Origin of the sequence: Rhodococcus sp. T7 (assembly GCF_009872365.1) — a bacterium.
Taxonomy (GTDB): domain Bacteria; phylum Actinomycetota; class Actinomycetes; order Mycobacteriales; family Mycobacteriaceae; genus Rhodococcus_F.
On record NZ_WXYH01000076.1, the window covers coordinates 1 to 10,883 of the forward strand.

A 10,883-nucleotide genomic window follows, 5' to 3' on the forward strand; every position below is an offset into this window, starting at 1 on the left:
CGGGCGGACAACCTGGATCCGGCGCGCAGCGGCGGCGACATCGCGATCCAGGCGTGCGCCAACGACCCGCAGGTGGCTGTGCACGCCATCCGCAACCTGGCGCGCGTCGCATTCGGGACGGCCTCGGTCCGTTGGTCGCAGCTCGGCTTCGGCCGCACGTCGTCCACGTCCACCACCCAGGACACCCCGCGGAACCTGTTCGGGTTTAAGGACGGAACCAACAACATCAAGGCGGAGGAGACCGACGTCGTCGACGAGCACGTCTGGGTGGCCTCCGGCGACGACCAGCCGTGGATGGCCGGCGGCACGTACCTCGTGGCGCGGCGGATCCGCATGCTCATCGAGCAGTGGGACCGCACCGTGCTCGGCGAGCAGGAACGCGTGATCGGGCGGTCCAAGGGCAGCGGCGCTCCCCTGAGCGGCAAGACCGAGTTCGACGAACTCGACTTCGATTCCAAGAAGGGGCACGACCCGGTGATCGACGTCGACGCCCACGTGCGGCTGGCGTCCGCACAGGAACTCGGCGGCATCCAGATCCTGCGTCGCGGATACAACTTCACGGACGGCTCCGACGGTCTCGGCCACCTCGACGCCGGACTCTTCTTCATCGCCTACTGCCGCAACCCGCAGGAACAGTTCGTGCCGATGCAGCTCAACCTGTCGAGAAACGACGCGATGAACGAGTACATCCAGCACGTCGGTTCCGCACTCTTCGTCTGCCCGCCCGGACTCGCCGAGGGGCAGTACTGGGGTCAGGGTCTGTTCACGTAGCCGGCACGGTGCTTCGCGTCACCGGCGCCCGCCGATCAACCGAAGGTCGAGTTGGTCGGGGGGTAACGGCCGACCGTGGAGATGACCCTGGGTGACGTCGCAACCGTATCGGCGCAGGGCCCGCAGGGTGTCCTCGTCTTCGACACCTTCCGCCACCAGCGACGCACCGAGGCTGTGCGCGAGCTCCACCGTCGAACGCACGATCGCGACCGACCGAGGGTCGCTCGCAAGGCGCGCGACGAAGACCCGGTCGAGTTTGAGCTCGTCGACGGTCAGGTCCTGCAGGTACGCGAGGGATGACCAGCCGGTGCCGTAGTCGTCGATCGACAATCCGATTCCCAGTCCCTGCAGCGCTTCGACCACCCTCCTCGCGCGGATGTAGTCGGTCATCAGAACGCTTTCGGTGATCTCGAGGATCAGCGTGTCGGCGGGTAACCGAAGGTCGTCCAGGAGTCGGTTGATCTCGGCGACCAGGTCGACGTCGAGCAGATTGGTGACCGACAGATTCACCGCGACGGTGAGCGATATCCCGCGATCGAGCCAGTTCCGCGCCTGACCCAGCGCAAGCTCGAGCACCCTCGTCGTCAGTGGCCGCATCAGTCCGGACTGTTCGGCCTGAGGAAGGAACTCGTCGGGCAGGAGCAGACCGCGGAGCGGATGCTCCCACCGAACGAGCGCCTCGACGCCGTGCACTCGGCCGTCGAAGGCGCTGACCTTGGGTTGGTAGTAGCACGTGAGCTCGCCACCGGCGATCGCCGTGCGCAGTTCCTCCACGGTCTGCCGCTCCTCGATGCTGCGCTGGTTCTCGGTGGCGTCGTACACCGCGATCGCGCGGCGGGAGCACTTGGCGCGATACATCGCCACTCCCGCGCACTGCAGCAGATCCTGGGGATTGGCGCAGTGTTGTGGGCACAGGGCGATCCCGATGCACGCCTCGATGCGCACCGTGACCTCGTCGAGGTCGAACGGCTCGTGAAATGCCTCGAGGAGACGGCCCGCCAGCGCCCGGGCGCCGACGAGATCGGTCCCCGCCGGCAGCAGGACCGCGAACGCGTCGCCGTCGAGCCGTGCCGGCAGATCGCCCGGTCGCACCGACCGCGACAACCGGTCCGCCACCTGGCGCAGCAATTGATCGCCGACGTAACGTCCGAACGAGTCGTTGATCTCCTTGAAGCGGACCACATCCATCAGCAGCAGACCAGGACCCGGACCGTTGTGATGCCCGGTCGGCTGTCCCGCCTGCTCGTCGTACGCGGCCGTCAGCGCGGCCACGATTGCCCGCCGGTTGGCCAGGTTCGTGAGGTCGTCGGTGCTCGCCTCGCGATGACTGTCGGCCAGGACGACGACTTGCCGGAACGTCACCGCGAACCGGGCCGCGACCGCGACCAGGCTGAGCGCTGCCAGCATGACCGCGAGCCGCGGCAGTCGCGCATCGTGGTCGATCACCAGCAGCCCGACTGCAGCGGCGGTGCACACCAGCGGGGGAACCCAGATGACCGGTCCCGGTAGCTGATCCGTTTTCCGTCGGCCCGGGGCCCGCCAGCTCGCCACGGCAACGAGCATCACCGCGACATGCGGGAGCGCATCGACCCACACATCCACCTCATGACCGGCAGCGCTTCGGAACAGGTACACGGTGTCGGCCACCGCGAACAGCATGAACCCCGCGGCCAGCAGCACCCACCGCTGCTCGGCGCGCCACCCCAGCACCGCGAGCGCCCCGACCGCGAGTGCCAGCAGCAGCACATCTCCTACCGGATAGGCCAGCCCGACGATCGCCGTGGCAGGCGACCCGTCGGCCACCGAGTCGATCGGGCCGAATGCGAGGGCGGTCGCCAGTGCCGCCAGCGTCAACGCTGCGGTGACCGCGTCCAACCAGATCTCGGTCGGCACCCGCCGCACCCGTGCGCGCAGCAGCACCACCAACCCGACATACACGAGTGGGTAGAACGCCAGCTTCAGCGGATCGGCCACCGAGGGCGACTGGCCGTCGGGCACCCACGTCGTCGCCAGGACATCGCCCACGCCCCAGCTCGTCATGCCCAGCGCGATCAGCGCCCACGCCCTCTTCTCGGTCGGTACCCACCATGCACGAGCGGCGACGAGAAGCGCGGCCGACAGGGCCAGTCCGTCGTAGAGCACCTCGTGCAGCACCACCCAACCGGCTTGATCCTCCGACCCGATCGAGATCCCCAACAGGACCACACCGATCAGCAGAATCCCGAGCCTGACGGTGACGCCGCACCGCGACGGGTCGGACGGCGCCACCCAGTTCGTCCGGGCCGGCCGGGACAGGTGGTGCGTAGTCGTCGACCCCGGCACGCTGCCGCTTCCGGATACGGCCAGGGGACGCGCGTGCCGCGGTGTGTGTGCGGCTTCACCGGGTCTGGTGACGACGGGGCGGTCCGTCGGGCGGTCGACTTCGGTCGACGCCTCGATCTCTTCGGCGTCGGCCCGGTCCGGGATATAACTGCGCATGCAGCCGCCACCGCAGCGCTTCGCCGCATACATCGCGAGGTCGGCCTGTTTGAGCAGGCTCTCGGTCGTCGCGTCGGGGACCTCGGACGTGGCGATGGTGAGCCCGATGCTGGGGCGGATGGAAAGGACGACACCGTCGATGATGAACGGCGGGGTGAATGCCTCCAGTACCCGATCCGCGGCGGACAGTGCATCCTCGACACTCCCTTCGACCAGTGCCGCGAACTCGTCACCTCCGAGCCGGGCCACGGTGTCGGTGCTCTGCATGCAGCCGGTGAGCCGTTCGGCGACGCGGATCAACAACTCGTCCCCGGCGGGGTGGCCGAGGCTGTCGTTGACGGTCTTGAAATCGTCGAGATCCACACACAGCACGACGATCGGTGTCGGTTCCCGGCGCCGCCGCTGTACGGCCTGGTCGAGCCGGTCGAGAAACAACGCGCGGTTCGCCAAGCCGGTCAGCCGGTCGCGAAAGGCTTGCCGGGCCACGGTGAGCAGGAGCCGTCGGTTCTCGGCCAGCACGATGAACTGCCGCGCGAGCAACGCGACTACCAGGACGATGATCACCGCGGGGATCGGGCCGGAGCCCAGGCCGGGCAACTCCCGCTGCAGGCCGACTCCAGCAGCGAGCACCAACGGAATGTACGGCAACCACAACCGTGTTCGAGACGGAATCTGCACCGGAACCGGTTCGCGTGACGGCTCGCGGGTACTCGCCAGCGCCGCCAGGCCGAATGCGGCGAAGGCGGCCACCCAGCCCAGGTCGATCACACCTCCGGAGTGATACGTGCCCATCGCGGTCATATACGTGAATGCGCTGGCGGACAACGCCATCAGGATGATCCCGATACACAGCAACCCCAGTGTCAGGCGTTGCCCGGACCGCGCGCGGGCCAGCACCACTATCGCCATCGTCGCGGTCACCACGTCCGCGACAGGATAGGCGAGGGACAACACCAGGGCGACCGGTGTGTCGCTTCCCGCGTGGTAGACGCTGCCCAGCACACTGACCCACGACACCACGAACAGTGAACCGGCCACGATGATTCCGTCCAGAATCAACCGGGTACGAGACTGTCCGCCGTCGCCCGCCGGAAACAGCAGCAGAGCCGCGCCTGCGCCGACCGGAAACAGCAGGAAGGCCGCGTCCGCCGGCGAGGGGAACGGGATCTGCTCGAGCCCTTGCCACACCTCGTAGTAGCACCAGATGGCTTCGCCCACCGACCAGGCCGCCAGCCCACCCGCCAGTGCCAGCCAACTCCGGCGGCGAGCACCCCGTCCTCTCCAGGCCGCCCACCCGGCGCACCCGGTCGCGAGGAGAGCGAACACCAGCAGGCCCACGTCGACGACAACCGTGGTCGCAAACGCCCGGTCCCACCCTTGCCACAGAGCCGGCGCGAGCAGCAACGCCGGTACGGTAACCATCACCACGATCAGCCACAGCGCATCGCTCCGCCGGACCGCCTTTGCACCCGACGACGTCCCCACGCGTTCGGCTGTCCGACGTTCCATCGTCACCACCCGAACTGCCGTCTGCCGTCTGCCGCGCATGTATTCTTTTGCATAAGCGGATTCGAAGTTGCTATAGGCCCATTTATGCATGACGTATCTACTGTAATACAGCCGCAATAGATACTTGCGGTATGTTTTGTGGAAGCCGAAAGTTGGTCACGGGGTCAGGGACAGGTTTCACGTAGCGGTCGGGTCAGAAAAGTCTCATCCAGATCTGACCACTAGGTCACCGGAGTAGCCGACTCGACCGCGATGTCGTCGAAGCGCAGCTCCGCGTTGTCGCCGCGCAGGCCGACACCGCCGGCGCCCCGCAGCGGTGCGCATCCCACTCCCTGATCGACGGCCTCCACACGCGCGCCGTCACGGTCTGCGGTGATTACCACCGTTCCGTCGGGACGATCGCGGACCGACGCTGCGACGTGCTGCCAGCGCCCGAGTGGGATCGCCACGCCGGTCACGACGGAACCGAGGTCGAAGTAGGTGCCCCCATTGGAAACACCGCCGGGACATTTCTTCTTGATGACCATCTCCCCGTCGCGGCGATCGACGCTCACCGCGTACAACTGCCACTCGGATTCGTATCGCAGCCACAGGTGCGCCCCGTCGAAATCCTGCGCCGGGGTCCGATCAGTCTCCACGAGACCGTCCACCCTCAGCCGCATCGTCACGTCGACGTCCGCGAAGCCGCGCTCATTCGAGAGCATCCGGAACACGGCCGAGCCGGTGGGACCATCTGCACCGCCGCCGTCGGGCCGTCCCGTCCACCCTTCATCGCCCTGACGAAACAGGGAACCGCTGGTCGTCGTCCAAGGAGAACCGTCGGCGACCGGATGATCCTCGGAAACGATCAGTCCGTCCGGACCGGTGAACGAGTCCCAGATCGCGGCGGGTGTGTCAGCAGATGCCGAGCAGGACGCACACACGACGGTGAGAACGACCGCGCACATCGACCGGAGACGAAGCGACCGGACCCGCAGTTCCGGGCAACTGGGTTGTGCGACCACGACCTACCTTCTCACTCTGCGCGGTGTCAGTGAACTGTCAGATTGCCGACCAGCGGCACGGGGCTGGTGGAACGTTGCCTCACACCGGAGATGGAGATTCCTCCGGACGCAGGTACCGGTCCGATTCCCCGTATCGGGAATGACCCGACGTCGAGTCCGTCGATTCGCACGGCGACCGAGTCGGGGCGGGCCGCGATCTCGGCCCGATACGACTGCGCTTCCGGCAGGGGGCCCGCCGCGACCACGACAGCCTCGGCGGCGCCTTGTCGAATCTGATAGGACCCGTTGCTGACCGACACTTCCACCTGGTTGCTCTGGTCACCCGTAAGAGCCGTCAAGCCTGTCGATGCCCCGCCTCCCGGTTCACCGAAACCGCCGAGGTCGGCACTCACCGTGTAGCTGTTCCACATGGTTGTCCGCTGACGAGCGAATCGGCTGACGACATAACTCGCCGAATCCGAAGCGAGTGCCACCTGCCCGTCGGCGACGACGGTCGGTGGTTCTCCGGTACCACTCGCCCATTCGCCGATCCGGGTGAACGGCGCAGCCGTGGAAGGGTCCAGAGGACTCGCATCACGCAGCCTCGCCGCCCATTGGGCCGGCGTGACGTCGGCCGTGATGTCCATCCGGTCGAGGTGCCGGACAGCGAGCTCGGCATTCGTCGTCGTTGCTACGCCATCGGGTGTATCGAGCATGGCGGCCTGGAACTGTGCGGTCACCGCAGCATTGAGGAGACCGCCCCCGGACGAATCCTTCTCGGGGGGCGTCTCCTCGTGCGAGGAGAAGGGATAGGCGAAGAACGCGGGCTTCGGCAACCCGTGGGCCGCGAACTGGGCCCTCGACTCCGAGAGGTCGGTGCTGACGCGGGTGCGGTACTCGTCGACCGTTTCGTACCTGTCCAGGTCCGCTCGGTACAGACGGCTCGACAGGAACGGACCCTCGTTGCCCTCCGCGTCGACGGGAATCTGGCCGTGCCCGAGATGGGTGTGCGAACCGAGGTCCCAGCGCCCACTCGACTGCAATTCCAGGACTTCCGGCCAGGTCATGTAATACGGAGCGTGCGTGCCCACGTTGCCGGTGATGATGTACGCAATCGCACGCTGACCGTAGCGAGCGAGAATCGGATCGGCGTACTGCCACACGCCTCTGGCACCGTCGTCGAAACTGACCATCACACTGCGCGGCGGTAGAGGGTGTCCCTCCAACCAGTCCGAAAGCTGGGCCGCCGAGATCGTGGTCCATCCGGCGTCGTGAAGGAGCTGCATCTGCGTGGCGAACGCCTCCGGTGTCACGGTGTAGCGGCTGGAGTTGTAGGCAATGTCGTGGTAAGTCAAAATCAACGGCGGACTCTGCGTGCTGGTCTCGGCCGCTGCAAGCTGAGCGACGAGAGCGGGGTCACTCGGACCTGGGGCCGGCGTCTCGATCTGTTCGATGGACTTGTCCGCTTTCTCTGCGGCGCTTCGCCATTGCCATGCCGCAGGCAGAAAAAGATAGCCGATCACCACGACAGCCAATCCGAGGGGAAAGATTCCGGAACGCAGGCGAGCGGCGAATCCGGACCGCAACGGCGACACGTGTTCGGTCTCGCGGTGGGTCATCGGGTGCCCCACTTGGAATCCCGGATGGTGAGCAGGGCGTACGGTAGTTGCCAGACCAGCAGGAGCGTGTAGAACATCGTGAAGAAAATTCCCTTGTACCAATCTCTCTCGCGTTGGTGCAGGCGGTAGTAGATGCCGTAGACGATGGCCATCGCGGCAACTCCCCCGAGGTACCAGAAGGGCAGTTCGCCCAGAAAACGAGGTTGTACGACAAAGGCTCTGAGCACGATCTGCGGTGCCATGAACGGCAGAATGAAGCCCAGATAGAACATCAGCGCCATCACCGGGTGCTTGCGCCACATCACCTTGGCGGCCCGGGCGGACTCTCTCAGCCAGCTCTTCTTCCAGCGAAGCTGCTGACGGAGGAACTGCTGCATCCGGTCGGGAACAGCCGTGTAGGCCTGCGCGTCGGGAGCGTACAGGACGCGCCAGTTGGGTAGGAGATAATTCGTCAGACTGCGGTCGTCGCCGAAGGTACTCGGCTGTCCAAAGAACTTCTGGTGTGCCCAGCTGTGCAGAACAGGATCCACCGCGGCGCGGCGATAGCCGGAAAAGCAACCAGAGCAACAGGTTACGGAGCTGAAGAGCGCTTCCGCCGACTTGTGCACCCGGAAGGCGATGTAATACTGCATGGCCTGCATGCGGGTGAGCAGATTGGTGTCCTGATTCGAGACATCGGTATGGCCGGCCACAGCCCCCACCGCCGGGTCAGCGAAGTACGCGATCAGTTTGCGTACCGCATCCGGCTGCACCTGAGAGTCGGAGTCGATGAAGACGAAAATCTCCGAATCCGCGTCTGCAGCGATTCCGGCGGCCATCGCATGACGCTTCCCCCCGTTGGCTTCCGATGCGACGACCGTCAGTTCCGGATGAACGGCAGCGACGGCACGGATGCGAGCCAGCGTGTCATCGGTGGATTTGTCGTCGACGACCACCACTCGGATTCGCTCCGTCGGATAGTCCACCGACAGGCATGCGTTCAGGGTCTCCGCGATCGCCGGTTCGTTGAACGCAGGAACGATGATCGCGACCGACGGACAATAGGTGGCCGACTCCGCGGTCGGGCGTGGTCGATAGAAGAAGGCCAGCCCGAAGCGGGACAGAATGAATGCCGTCACCAGGAGGCTGTAGACCGCCCAGACCGGTTCTTTGCGCAAGTTGTCGAGTGACACCACTTTGACCAGGCAGATCGCCACTACCACGACCAGTAGCAGCGCGATCAACGCGCCGCGCAGGACGTGCTCGCGTTCCGGTTCCGCGTCGGACTTCCGCGGGTCCACATTCGGCTGCGATATCGCATTCAGGATGGGATTTCCGAAGGCGTCGTACCGGCGTAGCTCGCGACTTTCCCGGCGTAGCTCGCTATCTTCGTCGAGAGTGACGACGACGCCGGACTGCACCCCACGGGCAATACCGTTGTCGGCGCCGAACACGGATTCGTCAGATGACGCGATTCCGGACAAGGAAGTCTCCTCGAGCAGGTTGGCCAGGGAACCGATTTCTCGGCCACGGCGAGAGTGTGAAATCAGAGAACGTGGGGATGGATGTCCCGGTCGAGTGTGTAAGTCGCATCGAGGACCAAAGGTGCGCTTGCCATCCAGGAATGGTCGACAGCGGGATGTAATGTGTGGGCGATCAACAGATCCCAGTCGCCCGTCACGGGTTCGGATTCGGCAGTGAGTGATCCCGCCTTGGTCGTCACCCTCTCGACCAGGGCATCGGTATAGGCGACCTCGACGCCGCGGCGGACGAGCTCGTCGAGTATCTCCAGAGCCGGCGATTCCCGTACGTCCGCGACGCCCGGCTTGTAGGCAACGCCGACAAGCAGGATACGAGAGCCGGAGAGTGGGCGGCCCGCTTCGGCGAGAAGTTCCTGTGCTCGGACAACGACCGATTGCGGGCGGGCGGCAATGGACGCCATCGCAGCCTCGGTGACCGGCGACTGCTTGCGGTTGGCCTTGAGCTGCCAGAGCAGATAGTGCGGATCGCACGGTATGCAGTGTCCGCCGACCCCCGGCCCCGGATAGAAGGGCATGAAGCCGTACGGCTTGGTCGCGGCAGCACCGATGACCTCGATGACGTCGACACCGAGCTGCAGTGCGATGCCGGAGAACTCGTTGGCCAGGGCGATGTTGACGGCCCGGAACGTATTCTCCAGCAACTTGGTGAGTTCCGCGGCCTCCGGCGAAGAAACTCGGTGAGTGACGGCAGCTACTTTGGACAGCGTCCGTACGGCACGATCGGTGCACGCCGCCGTGACACCGCCGACCACGCGGGGTGTGCTTTCCTGAGTGTGGTCGGCGACGCCCGGGTCGATGCGCTCCGGACTGAACGCAACGAAGACGTCCTCCCCCACGATGAGCCCCCGGCGTCGCAGTGGCTCGACCAGAAACTCCCGAGTGCAGCCGACATAGGTCGTGGACGTCATGACGATGGTCTGGCCGGCACGCGTCGAATTCACGACGGATTCGCAGCATTCGGACAGCATGGTCAGGTCGGGAACGAGATGCCTGTCGACCGGTGTCGGCACACAGATGAGCACGGTGTCCACCGCACTCAGCGCAGCGTGTTCCGTTGTCAGGGTCAACAACTCCGAGTCGAGTAGCCGCGCAAGCCGCTCCTGGTCCGCGGGAAGGAGGTCGGCCGTCTGCGCTTTGATCGAGGCAAGTCGCGCCTCGCTGACGTCGTAACCCACCACCTCGACGTCCACGTCGGCGAGTGCAAGCGCGGTGGGAAGGCCGACGTAGCCCAGGCCGACGATGCCCACCGAATGGAGGGCGGTATCGACGCGGCTGGGGCGCGCCCGCGATCCGTCGGGGTGCAGAGTTTCGGTTACCAACAGGTTGCTCGAGTAAACGTCCGTCGGTGGCATGTGAACCTTCTTTCGCGAACCCTAGACCTTTCACGGCCTCTGAATTGCCGATGCATGTCAGCACTCTCGGCAGTGGTGCGACTTGCAGTTCGTATTATGCACCAAAAACAGATCTATGGTTTGTTTTTCTTTCAAGCATCGCTAGGTGTGTTCCGTCACAAACGGGGCGAACTGGCAACCGCTCCGCAATCAAGGCCTGCCGAAGGCGAGTGTGCATCGGACCGCAGGACCGAAGCAGACCTGCTGCGGCCGCGCAGACGGTCCACCCGCGGGCTCGGCGGATCATTCTTCATCTGTCCACTTACCGGGGCGGCACCGAGCATCAGGATCTGCAGGGATCGTGGCGCCTGCCCAGGACCGGATGCACTTCGTGGCGTTCGACGTCACCACGGAGTCCCGGGAGGAACACGAAGCGCTGCTGAAGAAGTGGACCGTGATGGCCGAGCGGATGACCGCCGGAGAGGAGGCCACCCCGGACGGGGCGATCGGCGACGGCCTCTACGTTCCGCCCAGCGACACCGGGGAGGCGCTCGGCTTGGCGGCGTCGCAGCTGACGCTGACCATCGGGTTCGGGCCCTCCCTGTTCGACGACCGGTTCGGGTTCGCATCCAAGAAACCCGCGGCGCTCGAAGAACTCCCGCACTTCCGGGC

At 65.5% G+C, this 10,883-nt stretch carries 6 protein-coding genes and 1 pseudogene; 2 read left to right on the forward strand and 5 right to left on the reverse strand.

What is annotated here, in order from left to right; translation table 11 throughout:
- On the forward strand, nucleotides 1–771 hold a 771-nt coding region (locus tag MLGJGCBP_RS09975; RefSeq protein WP_160095181.1), incomplete at its 5' end, for a Dyp-type peroxidase.
- An 18-nt stretch (nucleotides 772–789) separates the two neighbouring features.
- Here MLGJGCBP_RS09975 and MLGJGCBP_RS09980 read toward each other — a convergent pair.
- The 5 genes from MLGJGCBP_RS09980 to MLGJGCBP_RS10000 all read right to left on the reverse strand — a co-directional run bounded on the left by MLGJGCBP_RS09980 (nucleotide 790) and on the right by MLGJGCBP_RS10000 (nucleotide 10,232).
- On the reverse strand, nucleotides 790–4,758 hold the full coding sequence (locus MLGJGCBP_RS09980; RefSeq protein WP_160095183.1) for a bifunctional diguanylate cyclase/phosphodiesterase: 3,969 nt from the start codon (nucleotides 4,756–4,758) through the stop codon (nucleotides 790–792).
- 221 nt (nucleotides 4,759–4,979) lie between these two features.
- Nucleotides 4,980–5,762, reverse strand: coding sequence for a hypothetical protein (locus MLGJGCBP_RS09985; protein ID WP_236581010.1), 783 nt, complete (start codon nucleotides 5,760–5,762; stop codon nucleotides 4,980–4,982).
- A 26-nt stretch (nucleotides 5,763–5,788) separates the two neighbouring features.
- The gene (locus tag MLGJGCBP_RS09990; protein WP_160095185.1) at nucleotides 5,789–7,360 is read right to left on the reverse strand and encodes a polysaccharide deacetylase family protein; all 1,572 of its coding nucleotides are present in this window, start codon (nucleotides 7,358–7,360) and stop codon (nucleotides 5,789–5,791) included.
- A complete protein-coding gene (locus MLGJGCBP_RS09995; protein WP_236581011.1) occupies nucleotides 7,357–8,823 on the reverse strand; it encodes a glycosyltransferase family 2 protein in 1,467 nt (488 codons plus the stop codon). The genes MLGJGCBP_RS09990 and MLGJGCBP_RS09995 overlap by 4 nt, the downstream gene beginning before the upstream one ends.
- 62 nt (nucleotides 8,824–8,885) lie before the next feature.
- Nucleotides 8,886–10,232 carry a nucleotide sugar dehydrogenase gene (locus MLGJGCBP_RS10000; RefSeq protein WP_160095187.1) on the reverse strand — a complete coding sequence of 449 codons (1,347 nt, stop codon included), beginning with the start codon at nucleotides 10,230–10,232 and terminating at the stop codon, nucleotides 8,886–8,888.
- 331 nt (nucleotides 10,233–10,563) lie between these two features.
- On the opposite strand from MLGJGCBP_RS10000, the pseudogene MLGJGCBP_RS10005 reads away from it, so the two are divergent.
- Nucleotides 10,564–10,883 (forward strand): annotated as a pseudogene (locus MLGJGCBP_RS10005) (Dyp-type peroxidase domain-containing protein); the annotation flags it as partial.

Coding starts and splice junctions, on each gene's coding strand:
- MLGJGCBP_RS10000 (WP_160095187.1), bottom strand. CDS start 10,232: ATGCCACCGACGGACGTTTACTCGAGCAACCTGTTGGTAACCGAAACT.
- MLGJGCBP_RS09990 (WP_160095185.1), bottom strand. CDS start 7,360: ATGACCCACCGCGAGACCGAACACGTGTCGCCGTTGCGGTCCGGATTC.
- MLGJGCBP_RS09980 (WP_160095183.1), bottom strand. CDS start 4,758: ATGGAACGTCGGACAGCCGAACGCGTGGGGACGTCGTCGGGTGCAAAG.